The organism is Flavobacterium sp. 245 (genome assembly GCF_004362055.1).
Taxonomy (GTDB): Bacteria; Bacteroidota; Bacteroidia; order Flavobacteriales; family Flavobacteriaceae; genus Flavobacterium.
The window spans coordinates 96632-115445 of record NZ_SNXB01000013.1 but is presented as its reverse complement, the minus strand read 5'-3'; the positions used below and the strand labels follow the sequence as shown (position 1 = coordinate 115445).

14 protein-coding genes and 1 other RNA gene are annotated in these 18814 nt (G+C 33.0%); 8 read left to right on the top strand and 7 right to left on the bottom strand.

What is annotated here, in order from left to right; all coding sequences use genetic code 11:
• Positions 1-120 precede the first annotated feature (120 nt).
• Entirely contained in the window at positions 121-2307 is a 2187-nt protein-coding gene (locus EV145_RS20155; RefSeq protein WP_133526990.1) for a response regulator, read from the top strand.
• On the opposite strand, the gene EV145_RS20150 is transcribed toward EV145_RS20155, so the two are convergent.
• Entirely contained in the window at positions 2304-3551 is a 1248-nt protein-coding gene (locus EV145_RS20150) for a DEAD/DEAH box helicase (RefSeq protein ID WP_133526989.1), read from the bottom strand. The genes EV145_RS20155 and EV145_RS20150 overlap by 4 nt on opposite strands.
• 125 nt (positions 3552-3676) lie before the next feature.
• The gene (locus tag EV145_RS20145) at positions 3677-4723 is read right to left on the bottom strand and encodes a formimidoylglutamase (protein ID WP_133526988.1); all 1047 of its coding nucleotides are present in this window, start codon (positions 4721-4723) and stop codon (positions 3677-3679) included.
• 97 nt (positions 4724-4820) lie between these two features.
• On the opposite strand from EV145_RS20145, the gene EV145_RS20140 reads away from it, so the two are divergent.
• Positions 4821-5699 (top strand): hypothetical protein, encoded by an 879-nt coding sequence (locus tag EV145_RS20140; protein ID WP_133526987.1) that lies wholly within the window; start codon positions 4821-4823, stop codon positions 5697-5699.
• 75 nt (positions 5700-5774) lie between these two features.
• On the opposite strand, the gene hutI is transcribed toward EV145_RS20140, so the two are convergent.
• Both hutI and EV145_RS20130 read right to left on the bottom strand, forming a co-directional pair.
• A complete protein-coding gene (gene hutI, locus EV145_RS20135; RefSeq protein WP_133526986.1) occupies positions 5775-7013 on the bottom strand; it encodes an imidazolonepropionase in 1239 nt (412 codons plus the stop codon).
• 138 nt (positions 7014-7151) lie between these two features.
• Positions 7152-8204, bottom strand: coding sequence for a glutaminyl-peptide cyclotransferase (locus EV145_RS20130; RefSeq protein WP_133526985.1), 1053 nt, complete (start codon positions 8202-8204; stop codon positions 7152-7154).
• Between the two features lie 88 nt (positions 8205-8292).
• Between EV145_RS20130 and ffs the strand changes: the two genes are divergently transcribed.
• The 5 genes from ffs to EV145_RS20105 all read left to right on the top strand — a co-directional run bounded on the left by ffs (position 8293) and on the right by EV145_RS20105 (position 11900).
• Positions 8293-8390: signal recognition particle sRNA small type (gene ffs / locus EV145_RS20125), an RNA gene on the top strand.
• A gap of 200 nt (positions 8391-8590) precedes the next feature.
• Entirely contained in the window at positions 8591-9394 is an 804-nt protein-coding gene (locus tag EV145_RS20120) for an SDR family oxidoreductase (protein ID WP_133526984.1), read from the top strand.
• A gap of 17 nt (positions 9395-9411) precedes the next feature.
• On the top strand, positions 9412-10485 hold the full coding sequence (locus EV145_RS20115) for a hypothetical protein (protein ID WP_133526983.1): 1074 nt from the start codon (positions 9412-9414) through the stop codon (positions 10483-10485).
• Positions 10486-10655: 170 nt separating this feature from the next.
• Positions 10656-11312: a fructose-6-phosphate aldolase gene (gene fsa, locus EV145_RS20110; RefSeq protein WP_133526982.1), complete on the top strand. Its 657-nt coding sequence runs from the start codon at positions 10656-10658 to the stop codon at positions 11310-11312.
• Positions 11313-11402: 90 nt separating this feature from the next.
• Complete coding sequence (locus EV145_RS20105; protein ID WP_133526981.1) at positions 11403-11900, top strand: hypothetical protein; 498 nt, start codon at positions 11403-11405, stop codon at positions 11898-11900.
• 73 nt (positions 11901-11973) lie between these two features.
• On the opposite strand, the gene EV145_RS20100 is transcribed toward EV145_RS20105, so the two are convergent.
• The 3 genes from EV145_RS20100 to EV145_RS20090 all read right to left on the bottom strand — a co-directional run bounded on the left by EV145_RS20100 (position 11974) and on the right by EV145_RS20090 (position 15091).
• Positions 11974-13428, bottom strand: coding sequence for an MFS transporter (locus EV145_RS20100; RefSeq protein WP_133526980.1), 1455 nt, complete (start codon positions 13426-13428; stop codon positions 11974-11976).
• Between the two features lie 177 nt (positions 13429-13605).
• Positions 13606-14307: a LytR/AlgR family response regulator transcription factor gene (locus EV145_RS20095; protein WP_133526979.1), complete on the bottom strand. Its 702-nt coding sequence runs from the start codon at positions 14305-14307 to the stop codon at positions 13606-13608.
• Complete coding sequence (locus EV145_RS20090) at positions 14297-15091, bottom strand: sensor histidine kinase (protein ID WP_243739295.1); 795 nt, start codon at positions 15089-15091, stop codon at positions 14297-14299. The genes EV145_RS20095 and EV145_RS20090 overlap by 11 nt, the downstream gene beginning before the upstream one ends.
• A gap of 528 nt (positions 15092-15619) precedes the next feature.
• Here EV145_RS20090 and EV145_RS20085 point away from each other — a divergent pair.
• Positions 15620-18808: a SusC/RagA family TonB-linked outer membrane protein gene (locus EV145_RS20085; protein ID WP_133526977.1), complete on the top strand. Its 3189-nt coding sequence runs from the start codon at positions 15620-15622 to the stop codon at positions 18806-18808.
• Positions 18809-18814: the final 6 nt, after the last annotated feature.

Sequence of the window (18814 nt, the reverse complement as noted above, 5' to 3'; positions counted from 1 at the left end):
ACATTTTATTGATCTCTATAGGTTTAAAAGTGTAAACAATAATTAAAGAAAAGTTGTATTTTTAGTGTAAATACAGCTTTTTTTTATTTTTAAGTGTATATTTGGTAAAACTAGCCGTTTATGCCCCGAATGCGGATTTTTCTTCTTCTGATCGTTTTTCTGAATTGTGGTATCAGTTCAGCATTGGCACAGTCTGAACCCATCTCGGATGCTAAAATTAATAAGCTTGTCAAAGAAGCTTGGGATGATTTTAAGGAATCAAATTTCGAAAAATCATTAATTACTTCGCGCGTTGCTTTAAATTACGCCACATCTTCAAAAAATAACTACTTAATATCAAAAGCTTATAAAATAATTGCAGGCAACTACAGTGAATTGTCAGAATTTGATAAAGCCGTTTTTTTCTACAATAAAAGTTTGTTTTATGCTAATAAAACAAATAATGATTCATTAAAATATAGCCTTCATAACAACTTAGGAAATATTTATTGTTTCGAAAAAAAGCAGTTCGATAAAGGAATTTCATATTATAAAAAATCAATAGCATATAGTTTAAAAATTAATGCTATCGATCAGGTTTATTTTACGAATGTAAATATTGCTTGGGCTTATTTTGATGTTGGAAAGTTTAAAGAAGGGTATCCTTATTTAAAATTTGTTGGCAATAATATTGAAAAATATGGTGATGCATCAACTGAGATTGTCGTCAATATGCTCAACGGAATGTATTCGTCTTTCAAAAATGAAAATGATACTGCAAATGCTTATTTTTTGAGTGCCATTGCGGCTGGAAAAAACAGTGAGGAAAGGTCAGATTTGTCATATGCACATTTGGAATATTCTAAGTTTTTGATGAAAATCAAAAAATATAAGGAAGCATATGAAAACCTTACTTTATATAATCAAATTACAGAAGAACTATATAGTCAGGAAAAACTGAAAAAAGCTTCTATTGCAGGTTTTAATCTTGAATTGGACGAGTATAAAAGGCAGATTGATAAAATTGAGAATGAAAAAATCTCCCAATATCAAAGTCTTAAAAAATCCCGAATTATTGTAATTCTGTTTGTGCTGGTTTCTCTTATTCTGCTGATTTTGATTATTACTTTAGTTAAAAATATCAGATTCAAAAAGAAACACAATTTAGAGCTTTTAAAAGCCAAAGAAATAGCTGAAGAAGCTTCCTTGTTAAAAACACAGTTTATTTCAACGATAAGCCATGAATTACGTACACCGCTTTATGGAGTGGTTGGTATTACAAATATGCTTTTAGAAGAACATAAGGAATTATCAAGAAGCCAGCATTTAAGTTCGCTGAAATTTTCGGCTAGATATTTATTGTCGCTTGTAAATGATATTTTGCAGATTAATAAAATTGAAGAAAATAAAGTAGTATTAGAAAATCTGACATTCAATATTTCTGATGAAATTATGATGATCAAAAATTCGCTTTCTTTTTTATCTCAAAAAAATAATAACAAGATCAATATTGATATCGATCCAGATATTCCTGAATATTTAATTGGCGATAAACTCAGACTAGCTCAAATTTTGATGAACTTAGTCAGCAATGCTTTGAAATTTACAAAGAATGGAGAAGTTGAAGTGAAGGTTGATCTTTTGAAGACAGAAGGAAAAAATCATTTCTTAAGTTTTCTTATAAAAGATAATGGTATCGGAATTGCAACCGTTGATCAAAATAAGATTTTTGAAAAATTTGTTCAGGTTGGGAGGAAAGATGAGGATTATCAAGGAACTGGTTTAGGTTTGAGTATTGTTAAACGATTATTAGGCTTATTTGGCAGTACAATTACACTAGAAAGCGATTTGGGTCAAGGAACTTCTTTTTCGTTTGTTATTCCGTTTGAACATGATCCAGAGAAAACAAAAAAAATAATAGCTGAAATTGAGGTTGATTTGACCTCAAATGAAGTTCATAAAATTTTAATTGTAGAAGATAATCTTATCAATCAGCTGGTTACGAAGAAAATTATTGAGAAAAATAATTATATCTGTAAAGTGGTTGATGATGGTTTTGGCGCGTTGGAGATTTTAGAAAAAGAGACTTTTGATCTTATTTTAATGGACATTAATATGCCATTAATGAACGGATTTGAAACCAGTAAAAGAATTCGATTACAGAATATCAAAACGCCAATTGTTGCTTTAACTGCTTTTGATAAAGACGAAATAACAGATGAGGCAATTTCATCTGGAATAAATGATATTATTATTAAACCGTTTGAACCTGTTAAGCTGTTTAAAATTATTAGTTACTTAATAGAAGAAGCTAAAAACGCTGGTTAATACCAGCGTTTTTTATTTTGCTTAGAAGCATTTGATTTTCTTGATTTGTGCCCTCCTCCGCTTCGGTTCGAATTTTTTGGTTTCTCGCCAGCTTCGGGACTTCCAGAATGCCATTGATACGGATGTTCTGTAATTATTTTGACATCAACTTTGATAAGTTTCTTGATGTCTTTCCAGTAAGGCTCTTCATCTTTGCCACAAAATGAAATTGCAATTCCGCCATTTCCTGCACGGCCCGTACGACCAATTCGGTGCACATAGGTTTCAGGAATATTCGGCAAATCAAAATTAATTACATAAGGCAATTGTTCAATGTCAATTCCTCTTGCAGCGATATCTGTAGCAACAAGAACACCAACTTCTTTATTTTTAAAAGCATCTAAAACGCGCTGTCTTGCATTTTGCGATTTGTCCCCGTGAATAGCCTCAGCAGGAATATCTTTTTTGCGAAGAGCTTTTACAACATTGTCAGCACCATGTTTTGTTCTTGAAAAAACAAGTACGTTTGATAAATTTTCTTCTTTAATTAAATGATAAAGCAAATTTCTTTTTTCTGTTTTATCAACAAAATAAATACGCTGTTCTACATTTTCGGCCGTTGAGGATACTGGAGAAACTTCTACTTTTTCAGGATCTTTTAAAAACATTTCGGCTAATTCGCGAATAGCAATCGGCATTGTTGCAGAAAATAGTAAGGTTTGGCGATTTTTTGGCGTTAATTTTACGATCTTTTTTACATCGTTAATAAAACCCATATCCAACATTTGATCGGCTTCGTCTAAAACCAAAGTATGCAGATGGTCAAGATCTAGAAATCCTTGTTTGTGCAAATCCAACAATCTTCCTGGAGTTGCCACCAAAATATCAACTCCTTTTTTTAAGGTTTCAACTTGAGGATTTTGCGAAACGCCTCCAAAAATGGTTAATTGTGTTAAGTTGGTATATTTGGCATAAGTGTCAAAACTTTCTCCAATTTGTACTGCAAGTTCGCGCGTTGGCGTAACTATAAGCGCACGAATTTGTTTGGCTTTTTTTGATGAACCTACAATTCGGTGTAATTGATGTATAATTGGGATAGCAAATGCTGCTGTTTTTCCAGTTCCTGTTTGTGCGCACCCAATTAAATCTCGTCCTGACAAAACGATCGGGATAGATTGTTCCTGAATTGGAGTAGGGTTTAGATAGCCTTCTTCAAATACGGCTTTTTGTATACTTTTTGAGAGTGATAAATCTTCGAATAACATATCTTAGGTATTAAGAATTTAGTTTTAAGCACTAAAAATTCTGTGCAAAGATAGGTTTAATCGGTCAATCCTTTATTTGAATCTTGTATTATTTGAAAAATGTGTGGTTTTAAGCCAGTTGAGCTTCAGTTAGATTTTTCTTTTTCGTTATTTGCTTTTATGAAATCAGTAATCAGATAGCCAATCAATTTTCCAATTAAATTATTATTTGGAGAATCGGCTAAATCTGGAGCGCCTTCGCAAATATGAAGATAAGCGGCATTTTTATTCTGACCAAAAAAGGACACAAACTGACGCAGTTCTTCTACCGAAAATCCACTTATTGTCATGGCACTGCTGGCAATGTTTGGGATAGCATCTAAATCAATTTCAATTCCAAAAGAATCATTTTTAATAAACTCTAGAGCCAAAGCCATTTCTCGGGTAAAATCTTTTTCCTTTCGGATATTTACACTGTCGTATGTATTATAACGTACACGATCTTCTAGTTTTTTGATAACATCCAAAACGCTTTTTGAAGTGTAATTTTCGTGTAATCCGAAGATGAAATATTTTTTAAGGAAACCCTCTTCATATGCGTATGAAAATCCATTGCCGCTATGACGGCCTTCAAGAATTCTGAAATCGGAATGCGCGTCAAAGTTGATTGCATTGATAGGTTTTCCTTTGGCAAGAGCCGAACCTTTAATATTTCCGTATGCATTATTATGGCCTCCGCCAATGATAATTGGAGTTTTTCCGGCTTTTATGATTGTGAATATAATATGTGAAACTTCTTTGTCTATTTTTTCAACCAGCTGGCTCAATTTTGAGCGGTCGTCAATGTCGTTAAAATCTAGATTTTCAACATCACGCATTTCCTGCGAAACATTTATTTGACCTAAAACAATTATTTGGCTGCCTTTTGAAAAACGATTGTGCTGAATATTGGCAATGCTTTTTATGGCACTTTCCCACGCCGATGCAGCGCCAGGACGGCCGTAATTTGCACGCACGCCAATATCTTCAGGAATTCCTAAAAGTACATATTTAGCCTCGCTTTCGGTCAAGAATTTTACTTTGTCGGCTTCTTTTGGAATGACAATCATCTTCTCGCCAAATTTAATTTCACCACTTCGGTGGTTGGTAACTTTAGCTAAATCATTAATAGTAAAAGGAATTAATTTCTCCATATAAAAAAAATATTGCTCAAAAATAATATAATTGTGACAACTTACGTTATTACGATATATTAATTCTTAAATTTGTTAATAAAGAAAATTATTAAATATGGAAAACCCAAAGAACAACAACTCAAGTCTAAAAGCGGTAATCGCTGTTTTAGCAGTCCTACTGATTGGTAGTTTAGTGTATATTTTTAAATTGTCTTCTGATACAGAAGTAGTTAAAACTGAGCTTACCACTACAATGACAGAAAAAGAATCTGTTATGAAAGATTTACAAGAATTGAAAGCAACTTATGATGCTGCAATTGCTGAAAATACTTCAATGTCTGATGAATTGATTCAAGAGAGAGATAAAGTAGTAGCTCTTATGGATGATTTGAATAAATCAAAAGGAGATGTCTCTAAATACAGATCTCAAGTTCAGGCGATGCAGGGCAAAATGAAAACTTTAGTTGCTGAAAATGATGAGTTGAAAAAACAAAATGGTGTTTTAACAAATCAGAGAGATAGTACTATTGTAGTATTAGGAGAGTCTAAAAAGTACAACGAAGTATTAGTAGGTCAAAACGAAGAATTGGCTAAAACTGTTGAAAAAGGATCTAAATTATCTGTTTTAAATACTAAAACTATTGCTTATAAAGTAAAAGGTTCTGGTAAACAAATTGAAACTGATAAAGCAAGCCGTGCTGATGTATTGAAAGTAAGTTTTACAATTGCTGAAAATTCAATCGCAAAATCTGGTGACAAAACGTATTATGTTCAAGTTATTGATAGCAAAAACAATGTTTTGGGCGAGAAGAAAACTGAAAATTTTGGTGATAACTCTTTAACTTACAGTTTTAAAACTACAGTAAAATACGAAAATAAAACAGTTCAGGTTTCTGAAGATTTACTTGGTAAAGATTTTGAAAAAGGTGCTTATTTTATCAATGTATTTGATAACGATGAATTAGTTTCTAAAACTAGCTTCAACTTAAGATAATATTTGCCAAAGGATAATACCACTTTGATATTAAAGGTCTGTGAGTTTTCACAGACCTTTTTTTATGGATAATTTTTATTCTAAAATTTTGCCGTCAAGAAAAACACTTTCAATTAAATTACTGCCAAAAGCATACGGAATTTGGTAATAAGAAGAAATTGGTTTTGTCAAAATTAAATTAGCCTTTTTGCCTTTTGTAATACTTCCATGAGTTTCTGAAAGCCCCATTGCATATGCGCCATTGATTGTTGCGGCGTTTATTGCTTCTTCTGGCGTCATTTTCATTTTGATGCAAGCTGTAGCAACGACAAAGTTCATATTTCCGGATGGAGTAGAGCCCGGATTGAAATCTGTGGCTAATGCTAGAGGTAATCCCGCTTTTATCATTTCACGAGCCGGCGTGTACGGAATGCTTAAAAAATAAGAACATGATGGCAATGCAACAGGCATTGTTTCTGTGCCTTTTAAGGCTTCAATGTCTTCTGGGTTCATTATTTCAAGATGATCGACAGAAAGAGCGTTAAATTTGATTCCTGACTGAATACCTCCAATAGAATTAAATTGGTTTACATGAATTTTTGGTTTTAAACCAAATTGAATTCCGGCTTCCATAATTTTTTCTGTTTCTTCAAGAGAAAAATAACCAGTTTCGCAGAAAACATCAACATAATCGGCTAGTTTGTTTTTGGTAATTTCTGGAAGCATTTTCGTGATGATTTCGTCAATATAGCCTGTTTTGTTTTCTTTATAGTGCGTAGGGAAAGCATGTGCGCCTAGAAAAGTAGCTTTTATTGCAATCGGATAATTTTCGGCCAGTTTTTTTATAACACGAAGCATTTTTAATTCGCCTTCAACTGTTAATCCGTATCCTGATTTTATTTCGACTGCGCCAGTTCCTAAATGCATTACTTCTTCTAAACGAATTTTAGATTGCTTGTAAATTTCTTCTTCAGACGTTTCGTTTAGTTTTTTAGCTGAGTTTAAAATACCGCCGCCGCGATTGGCAATTTCTTCATAAGATAATCCGTTGATGCGGTCGACAAATTCCTGCTCGCGATTTCCTGCATATACAATATGCGTGTGGCTGTCACACCAAGAAGGTAAAACTACTCTTCCGGTCGCGTCTATAATTTTATCTGCTTTGATTTCTGGAAGATTTTCCATTGTTCCAAAATCTTCAATCAAATTATCTTTTAGGAATAAAAAGGCATTTTTTATTGTAGGAAGTTGTGCCATTTCAGCTCCTGAAACTTTAGAAATTGAAGTTTCACGTACTTGAAGCAGTTCCTGTATGTTTGTAATTAATGTTGTCATTATTGGTATTGTTATAAAACACAAATTTGCTTCGCCTGTTCCCATACGGTCGAGTCACAAATTATCACGAACTAATCCGTGAAATCTGTGTCAAGATATTGGAATTTGGAATTTAAAAATTTGAATATTGCTTTATTGTTATTCTGAAACTGTAATTTCAAACATTTTGCTCCAGTTTTTACCAGTAACAAAAATAGTTTTTGTTTTAGGATTGTAAGCTATTCCGTTTAGAACATCATCTTTAGTGATATCGGTCATAAACTTGCGTAAGCCTGACATATCTAAAATTCCTTCAACTGCTCCAGAAGTAGGATTTACAACTGCAATGGCGTCTTTGAACCATACATTTGAATAGATTTTGCCATCTATCCATTCAATTTCATTAACAGCTTTAATTTTAGATTCTCCTGAATAAACGTTGATATAATCAATCATTTTTTGAGTTGAAGGATCAACTTTCCAAATTTTTTCAGTTCCATCGGTTTGATAAATGTATTTTCCGTCATTTGTCATTCCCCAGCCTTCAATATCTTTTTCGTAATCAAAAGTTTTTTCGAGTTTTAATGTTTTAGCATTATAGATAAACCCTTTTTTATTTTTGTACGTTAACTGAAATAATTTACCATTTATAAAGGTGATTCCTTCTCCAAAATATTGTTGGTCAAGATCAATTTGCTTGAAAATTTTTCCAGTTTTGTAATCGTATTTTTTTATGAATGAAGCACCTTCTTGTCCTGTGCTTTCATATAAAGTATCATTATAGAATTCGAAGCCTTCTGTGAAAGATTTTTTATCGTGTGCGTAAGTATTTACAACTTTATACTTTAATAATTTCGGTTGAATATCAGAAACTAATTCAATTCTTTTGGTCGCATCTGATGAATCTGAACCAAAATAAACAACAGCTTTTAAGTATTGGTAGCCTAGTTTTTGATCTTTTAATTCAAATTTAAATTTTTCAGCAGCTTTTGTGCTTCCCACTTTTTTGTCATTTACAAAGTAGGCAATGCTATCGATTTCTTTCGATTTTGGGTTTAAAATTCCAATTGAAATGGCTTCTTTTTGCGTAAAATGCGCTGGAAAAGCAGTATCATCAATATTAAATAAAGAATTTTCACCTTTATTTTTATCTCCACATCCAATTAATGTGATTCCTAATAAAATGACAGTTAGGAAGTTATATTTTTTCATAGTTTAAAATTTGAATAAGCCAATATACGACGATATTTTTATAGCAACAAAGCTCTTGCAAAAATATAAAAAGATTGTATATTTGCACCGGCAAGTCCTACACGACCAGCTCCTGCAGACTCCCCCAGGATGGGAACATAGCAAGGGTACGTGGTTGAGCGGTGCGATGTAGGTCGCTTGCCATTTTTTTTAATCTGAATTTTTATTCAGATTTTTTTTTAGAATTAATTTAAATGTAGTCTTCCTTCGGGAGGATTTTTTTATTTTTGGAACTTTCCTAGAGTGAGAAGTTATATGTTAGAGGTAAAATGTTTTTAACTACTGCATTAGTTTCTATTTTATGATACATCATATTTAACTTATAATATTTAACATCTAACCAGCAAATGAGTAAAGTCGTTTTAATTACCGGAGGATCCTCAGGGATTGGAAAATCAATTGGAGAATTTTTACACAAAAAAGGTTTTGTAGTTTATGGAACCAGCAGGAATCCTGAAAAAGTGCTGAATTCTATTTTTCCATTAGTGGCTTTAGATGTTCGAAATGCCGATTCTATTAAAACTGCCGTTTCAAAAATCATTGAAATCTCAGGACGATTAGATATTGTCATCAATAATGCTGGCGTTGGAATTACTGGTCCTTTAGAAGAAATTCCGATGGAGGAAATCAAAAATAATTTTGAAACCAATTTTTTTGGACCAATTGAGGTAATGAAAGCGGTTTTGCCACAAATGCGTGAGCAAAAATCGGGTTTGATTATAAATATTACTTCGATTGCCGCTTATATGGGATTGCCTTATAGAAGTGTTTATTCGGCTTCAAAAGGAGCTTTGGAGTTAATTACTGAGGCTTTGAGAATGGAAGTAAAGCAATTTGGAGTTGAAATTACAAACGTTGCTCCGGGAGATTTTGCAACCAATATCGCATCAGGACGTTATCATGCGCCAGTTATAAAAGGTTCTGCTTATGAAAAAGTGTACGGAGATACGCTTGCAACAATGAATGAGCATGTTGATGCAGGAAGCAACCCAAATGAAATGGCCGAAGCTATTTACAAAATCATTCAAAAAGACAAGCCTAAAGTGCATTATAAAGTAGGTGTTTTTATGCAGAAGTTTTCGATTGTTTTGAAACGTGCACTTCCGGATAAAGTGTACGAGAAAATGTTAATGAACCACTATAAATTATAAAATTATTTAACCCCAAAATGAAATACCTTTTACTGCTTGTTACGATTGCTTTTTGTTCTTGCTCTCCAAAAATCAGAACTTCTGTTGCTGAAAAACATGAAAAATTAAATGAAACTGATAAAGTTGTCGTTTTTAATGCTAAATCGGAGCTTCCTTCAACTTATAGCAAAATTGGAACTACAAAAATTGGAGACACTGGTTTTACTACAAATTGTGATTTAAATACAGTGCTTGAAAAGGCAAAAAGCGAAGCTCGTAAAAATGGTGCTAATGCGTTATTGATTACAGAACATTTGTATCCTAGTACATTTGGTAGTACTTGCCATCGAATTAATGCTGATTTGCTGCGTATTGAAAATACTGCTGATTATAATCAGCCTAAAATTACGAAAGATACTGTTCAGCCAATTTCGAGTTCGAAAGTTGTTACAGCTAATGAGGTTGTTTATGGTCCGGGTTATGGGTTTAAAACTTCTAAATTTTTAATAACAGCTAATGTTGGACAAAGTTTTAGAGTTGCTTCGTCGCCAGACGGATTAAATTCGGAGCAAAAAGAGTATTATAGAAAATTAAAATCGGGATTGAGTTATGATGTAAGTGCTTATTATCTTAAAGAAGGCAAAAGAGGATTTGGTTTGAAATATAACGTTTATAAATCTTCAGGGACAATTTATGACCAGATAGTTACTATTGGAGATGGATCAAATGTTCAAGGAGATTTTAGTGATGATATCACAATTTCGTTTATTGGACCTTCTTTTATAATGACTGAAGATCAGCGTGCGAGAGTTGGTGAGGCCAATTTGGAGTTAGCGATAGGATATTTGGCTTATAAAAATAATGCTGGCGTTGCTGGTTATCCGGTAAAAATAACAGGGTCTAATTTGGGTATGATTGCCGGAATGGGATATCATTTTAGAATAACGCCTCATTTTTTATTAGGACCGCAGGTTAGTTTCGTTGGTGGAACATTGAAGAAATTAAAGTATACGTATGCAGATGGTACGACATATACTGAGAAGCTTGATAAAGAAGAATTAGAAAATTTATGGCGAATTGATTTGGCTATTGGTGCTAAGTTTAGATTCTAAGTTGTAATTTTGCAGCTGAGTTTGCGTGAGGGATAGAAGCTAACTACCGAAGTAGTGCGTATAGCCCGACCTTATTTGCAGAAGGCGCGTATAAGCTGCTTGCTGAGTGCGCCTTTTGTAAATAAGGTCACGCCCTGATAATGTTCAACACAATTATAAATATATAAATTATGAAATTTTTTATTGATACAGCTAATTTAGCTCAAATTAAAGAAGCACAAGCTTTAGGTGTTTTGGATGGTGTAACAACAAATCCATCGTTGATGGCTAAAGAAGGGATTACTGGTAAGAACAACATTTTAAAGCATTATGTTGACATTTGTAATCTTGTGGAAGGTGATGTAAGTGCTGAAGTTAATGCATTGGATTTTGATGGAATGATCAAAGAAGGTGAAGAATTAGCTGAATTGCACGATCAAATCGTAGTAAAATTGCCGATGACCAAAGAAGGTGTTATGGCTGCAAAATATTTTTCGGATAAAGGAATTAAAACAAATGTAACGCTTGTTTTTTCTGCAGGACAGGCTTTATTGGCTGCAAAAGCAGGAGCAACTTATGTTTCTCCGTTTGTTGGACGTTTAGATGATATCTCGACTGATGGTTTGAATTTAATTCAGGAAATTAGAGAGATTTATGATAACTATGGTTACGAGACTCAAATCTTGGCAGCTTCTGTGCGTCACACAATGCATATTGTAAACTGTGCAAAAATCGGTGCCGATGTTATGACTGGACCATTATCTGCAATTACTGGTTTATTGAAACATCCTTTAACTGATATAGGATTAGCTCAGTTTGTAGCTGATTTCGAAAAAGGAAATAAGTAATAATCAGATTCTTATAAATATTAAATCGTCTTTTTTTAATAAAAAAGGCGATTTTTTTTTACTTTTATGTAAACGTAAAAAGAAATATTTATGAAAATCATCTTAGTTTTAGTTTCGTTTTTTGCTGTAACTTTATCTATAAATGCCCAAGCAGCCAAAGTTTTGACCAGTGTTAATGAGGCTGGCGACGTAGCCACTTATGAACTGGATTGTACGACCGAATTTCAGACTCTGGCAAAAGGTCTGCGTTATAATATTACCAGGCATGAGTTCAAAGGGCCAGAACTTAAAAATTCATATCGTTTATTACTGGTAATGGATGGTTTTTATTCGAAGACGCTGAATAAAGAAATGACCATTTCGGCTGTGTTGAATGATGGAACTATTATTGAAGCAAAAAAAATAATTGAGGATGATGGTTTTTTTGATGGCGCCTGTACTTTGAAAATTAAAGATCCTAAAGCGCTTTTAGAAGCTAATATTGATAAAATTATTGTACATGCAGACAAAGATGTTGTTTACAAATTATCGGATCAGAATAAAGCAATTTTTAAAAAGAATTTAAATGCGATTATTACAGCGAAATAAAAATTGTGATTAAATAAAAAAGTCCCGTTTTAAATTATAAAACGGGACTTTTTTTATTTAAAATTTCTGAATTTTAGTGACCACCAGAAAGTTTTTTGTCAAAACTGATTCCTTGTTTTTTAAGGATTGAACTAACGCTCCATGCATAAAATGCTAAGTATGCAAAACATAAAACTCCTACTACATAACTAGCGTGGATACCGATAGACTCAGAAACAAAACCTTGTAACCAGCTGACAACACCACCACCCATAATCATCATAATTAAGAAGCTGCTTCCTTGGCTTGTATTTTTTCCTAATCCGCTTACTGCTAAAGTAAAGATACACGGCCAAAGCGTACTACAGAATAATCCAACACTTGTAAAAGCATATATACTAACGATTCCGCTAGTTGACATTCCAACAGCTAAAGCTACGATTCCTAATACTGAAAAGATAAGCAACATTCTAGCAGGATTTCCTTTACTAGCAATATCTGCGGCAATTAATACTAAAATGATTAAACCATAGATGTAAAATGGCGTTAAATCGTGTTTTGCAATAGCATTTACAGCTAAGAAAACTCCAAAAGCCAAATAAGGTGCAACGAAACGCAATATTTGCTGTAAACTTGCTTTGTCTGTAAAAGCTTCGATAGCTCCTGTCCAACGGCCGATCATTAAACTCGCCCAGTAAAGAGATATGTAAGGAGAAATTTCTTGTAATGTATAAAGAACGCCTGTTTTTAAGTTGATGATAGATTCCATGTAAGCAGGTAAATTACTTGCTGTTGAAACTTCAACACCAACATAAAGGAAGATTGCGATCATTCCCATTACTAATTGCGGATATTGTAATGCAGATTTTTTTGCGTTTGAGCCTTCTGCAGCAATTTCTTCTTCAATTAAAGCAGGTTTGTCTGGCAATGAAGAGAATTTTAATAAAATAGCAACTAATAAAAATGCTAAACCAAGTATTAAATAAGGAATTTTTACACTTTCAATGCTTAAAGTAGATGCTCCAGTGCTTGATCCGAAAATTGCAAAAGTTACAATTAATGGTCCAATGGTGGTTCCTAAATTGTTAATTCCTCCAGCTAATGTTAATCTTTGAGATCCTGTTGCGATTGGTCCTAAAGCAATTGCTAATGGATTTGCAACAGTTTGCTGTAATGAGAAACCAAGTGCTACAATGAATAATCCTGATAACATTAAAGGAAAAGATCCTGTGTTTGCTGCAGGATAAAATAATAATGTTCCAAATGCAGAAATTAGCAAACCTAATGAAAGACCATTTTTGTATCCTATTTTATTTACTAAGTCTTCTTTGATTAAAACTGAAATTCCCATGTAGATCAAGGATCCAACTGTATACGCAATGTAAAAAGCTAACGATACTAATTGACTTTCACCTTGTGATAAATGAAATGCTGTTTTAAAAACGGGAATTAAGATATCATTGCTGGCTGCAACAAATCCCCAAAAGAAGAATACGATTACCAATGGGATAAACTGTCCCCACTTGGTTTGTAGATTTTCTGAACTCATAACTGTAATAAGGTTAATTTTTTATTATATTGTTTTTTGAAGACCGTAAATATATTTGTTACGAATAGCAAAAAAAAATAAAAAGACACAAATAATGTTAAATTTAAACAAACAGCATCATTTTTTCAACAATGTGTTAGTTTTAACTTAGTTAGAAAATGAAATGTGAAGTAGGATTTATTCCAATATTTTGTTTTTTACATCCTTACTGTAGTTTCTGCCAATTGGAATAGTATAGGATTGTATTTGAATACGGTTTCCTTCGATCGATTTTACCTTGTTTAAGGCAATAACGTATGATTTATGTATACGTAAAAAGCGGTCGGCGGGTAATTCTTCAGATAAAGAAGTTAATGATTTATGGGTAATATAGGTTTTGTCTGGAGTTACTACTTTTATGTATTCTTTCATTCCCTCGACAAATAATATTTCTTCGATATTAATTTTCATCATCTTTTTATCGACTTTGATAAAAATATGTGAATCACCTTTTGTTGTTTCAACTTTAATATTGTTTTTAAGGTTGAACTCAGTAGTGATTTTATTAATACATTTTATGAATCTAGGAAGCGGAATTGGTTTTACTAAATAATCTAGAACATCAAGATCATAACTTTCGGCAGCAAATTCTCTAAAAGCGGTTGTGATAATTACTTTGGTTTTGTTCTCGATAAGACTGATCAATTCAAATCCGGTCATCATTGGCATATTGATGTCTAAAAACACAGCATCGACAGGGGTACTGTTTATAAAATCGAGTGCCTCTAAAGAATTATTGAATGTAGCAACAACTTCAAAATCTGTAAAATTACTAAAGTAATTTTGCAGGACTTTGATAGCTAATGGTTCATCGTCGATCAAAACGCATTTAATCTTCATTATGAATAGGTATTTGCAAACGGATTATATAGTAGTTTAGTTTTGTTGACTGTTTTATGCTAAAGTTATTCTTGTAAATCAACTTTAATCTTTTCTTAGTATTGATTAAACCAATCCCTCCTTTTTGATTAAGATTTTGTGAAATTACAAAATTATTTAGGATTTCAAAATCTAACAATTTATTGTCGATAACTTTACAATTGATCTTAATTTTTAAGTTTCGATTGTTTAAACCGCCATGTTTAAAGGCGTTCTCAACCAATGAAATAAATATTAACGGTGGTACAACAATGTCCTCAATATTTGATTCTAAATTTATGGTAACTTCCACATTTTCAAAACGAAGCTTTTCGATTTCGATGTAATTTTGAATATAATCTATTTCTTTTATAAGTGGAACAAATTTGGTTCCTTTTACATCATATAAAACATATTCCATCAAATTTGATAATTTAATGATAACATCTGGAACTTTATTTGAAGATTCTAGCGATAAAGCGTATAGGTTGTTTAAAGTGTTAAAAAAGAAATGTGGCTGAATTTGATTTTCAAGATACTTTAATTTGATTTTGAATTGATTTTCTCTTAACGATCTGTTTCTTTCACGCTCTCTCAGCCAAGTTAAAGTAAGGTAAACCGATGAAGCCATTGCTAAAACGTAAAGTTCTCCAATACAAACGGCTACAATATGATTAATCTCAAACGGGTGGTATTCTCGATTGGCTTCGGGCCAAATATTTTCGGATATAATATAATAGGTAAGAGCGGTCTTGCATAAATACATTGCAAATAAGCTTAGCAAAAGCAAAAGCGTATATAGGATGTATTTTTGTTTGAGGACAAATCGCGGGACTAAGACAAACAAATTGAAATATACTAAAGGTATGACTAATGAAAACTCAATGAGGTTTGATTTGAAGGAATAAGGGTAATCATTAAAATAAGCACCCCACCTTAAAAAGTTTAAAGTAAAATAGATGCCCCAAAACCAAATATGATTTTGAAGTTTGATGTCAAATTTTAATTTTTGAATTTCGTTCAACTTAGTTTCTTGGGGTTTAGCTTTTGTTGCGCAACTTTGTAATTCTTGTGCAACTTTAAACAATTAGAAGTTAAAACGCAATTCTTTTGAATAAAAAAATGTAAAAAAAGTAAAATGATATTTTATTTCATTGGTACAACGTTTTCGTAAAACATAATGTTGAATGATTTGTGTCGTTTGTTTAAAGTTTCATGCTGTTTGTTTAAATTGTTTTATTTATGTTAAAATTAACAATAAATTTATCGCATAACTAAAAAAAACCATGAAAAAATGAAACAATTTGTATTAATCTTTGTGATTTTTCTCACTACGCAGTTTATGGATGCACAGGTGAAAACTATCAAAGGTTTGGTAAGCGATGAGAATGGAATGCCACTGCCAGGAGTGAGTGTTGTCATTCAGGGTACAAAAACTGCGACCCAAACTGATTATGACGGTAACTATACGATTCAAGCATCTTCAGGAAATGTGCTTGTATTTTCGTATATTGGTATTAAGACTAAAACTGTGACAGTTGCTGGAGCAGCTACGGTAAATGTAGTACTGACTCAAGACGCACAAAACTTAAATGAAGTAGTTGTTACTGCATTAGGTATCAAGAGACAAAAGAAAGAGCTGGGATATGCAGTTCAGGATGTTAAAGGAGATCAATTAAACAAAGTAATTACAACTAACGTAGCAACAGCACTTTCAGGTAAAGTTGCTGGTGTTGATGTATCTATTCCTGCAACAGGTGTGGGAGGGAGTACAAGAGTTATTATTAGAGGTATATCTAGTATAGGTGAGAGTAACCAGCCACTATATGTTGTAGATGGTGTTCCTATTGATAACTCTGGTTTGAATAATGATCAGGCGGCAACCAGTAAATGGTTTGATGGAAGAGACAGTGGAGATGGTATTTCGAGTATCAACCCAAATGATATTGAGAGTTTGACAGTGCTTAAAGGTGCTGCGGCTGCGGCTCTTTATGGTTCTAGAGCGTTAAACGGTGTAATCTTGGTTACGACTAAAAAAGGAAGTAAAGGAAAATTACAGGTAGAATTAACAAGTGGTGTGAGCTTTGACAGAGTAAATGCAAAATACAATGATTATCAGACTGAATATGGTACTGGTACAAACGGAATTTTGCCAGATCCAACAAAAGCGCCTACTGAAATATACGGATACACTACTAATGCGTGGGGTCCAAAATTCTCAGAAACGGTAGGACAGCAGGTTAAAATATTTGATGGTTCTATGAGACCGTATGCTAAAGTAGACAATAATATTCAAGATTTCTTTAAAACGGGAGTTACAATATCAAATGGTATTGCGCTTTCGGCAGGAAGTGATAATGCATTTGTTCGTTTTGGATTTAATAGTCTTAAAAATGATGACGTGATTCCAGAGTCAGGTTTAGAAAGAAATAACGCTACCTTGAATGGTACTATTAAATCGGATAAATTTACTTTGGATGCTAATGTAAATTATATTGCTGAAAATACTAATAACAGACCAGGTTTGGGAGATTCACCAAATAACGTTGGATATTCATTAAGCGGTTTAGCACCTAATATTGATCAGGCGTGGCTTAAAAATTCTGTAAATCCGGCAGATGGTTCAATGTATCAGTGGAATAACAATGTGTATTTATTGAATCCGTATTGGGTTGTAAACGAAAATCATAATGCCAGTACAAAAAACCGTTTTATTGGTAATGTTACAGGAACTTACCAAGTTAAAAATTGGCTAGGATTAACTTTCAGAACTGGTTTAGACACTTATGATTTTAATTCTAAAGATTTTATGGCTAAAGGAAGTACTTGGCCAGGAAGAGACCTTGGTTATCTTGGATTAGAAAACATTACAGTTTCGGAAATGAATACTGACTTTATTGCAACTTTCAGTGATATAAAATTAGCTACAGATTTGACATTTTCTGGAATTTTAGGAACGGGAAGAAGAGATTTTAGAAGACAGCAAAATTCTAGATTCGGAACAAATATTATTGAACCGGGTACAGAGTATATCAGCAACTTCTCTAACCAAACAGAAAATGCGCCATCTGATATTAAAACAAGAACAAATTCTGTTTATGGTTCTGCTAAGTTTGACTATAAAGGCTATTTATATGCAGAGTTTACTGGAAGAAACGACTGGTTCAGCGTAATCAATAAAGATGCTTTTTATCCAGCTGCTTCTTTAGGTTTTGTTTTCTCTGATGCATTTGATATTCAAAGTGACACTTTCTCTTATGGAAAATTTAGAGCATCTTGGGCACAAGTTTCAAATGCGCCGGGAGCTTACAAAAATGCTTTAAATTATACTACCTATTCTTCTTATAACGGAGGAAGTGTTGTCAATATTAAAAATACTGCAGCGCCAAATCCTAATTTGACTTATCAGTCTAAAACAGGAGTCGAGTTTGGACTTGAGACGGCTTTCTTCAAAAATAGATTAAAAGCTGATATTACAGTTTATCGTGAAGATACTTCAGATCAAACAATTGATTTGCCTTCTTCTGCAACATCTGGATATGAATATATTTCAGTAAATGCTGGTAAACTTCGTAATGAAGGTATTGAGATTTTCTTGTCAGGAACACCTGTAAAAACGAAAGATTTTGAATGGGGAATTGATTTGAACTTTTCAAAAAACAAAAACTCAATTATCTCTTTGCATCCAGATATTGATACTTACACTATTTCTGAAGCTCGTTGGGCTGGTGCCGCAATTGTTGCACAAGTTGGAGGACAATACGGAACTATAATTGGTAAAGATTTCCAAAAAACAGCTTCTGGAGAAATGATCGTTGGAGCAAATGGTTTACCTTTATATACAGATACTAAAGTTGCCTTAGGAAAAGGTCTTCCAGACTGGGCAGCAGGTTTAACAAATCGTTTTTCTTATAAAGGAATTACATTACAATTCTTAATTGATATGAAATTTGGAATGGATGTTTATTCTATGACCAATTCACTTGCAGCACAAAAAGGACTTCTTGATGTTACTACAGAAGGCAGGGATGCATATAATGCAGCAAGAGCTCAGGCAGTTGCAAATGATCCTAACTTCAGTCAGGCAACTTGGGTTCCTACAGGAGGTTATGTAGCTAACGGTGTTGTAAATACAGGAACTGAAGCTAATCCAGTTTATGTAAAAAATACAACTCCTGTAAATCCGCAAGATTACTGGACTTCAGTTTTCAATAACACTCCTGCGCCATTTATATATGATGCATCTTATGTGAAATTGAGAGAGGTAAGTTTAGGATATCAAATACCAAAAAGTGTTTTTGGCGGCGCAAAAATCAACTCAATCTACGTTTCGGCTTTTGCAAGAAACTTATTCACTTTCAACAAAGATTTGCCAAACATTGATCCAGAGTCTATGTATACTTCAGGAAATGGACAAGGTTTTGAATATGGTTCGTTGCCATTTAGAAGATCATATGGTTTTAATCTTAAAGTTACATTCTAAAAAAAG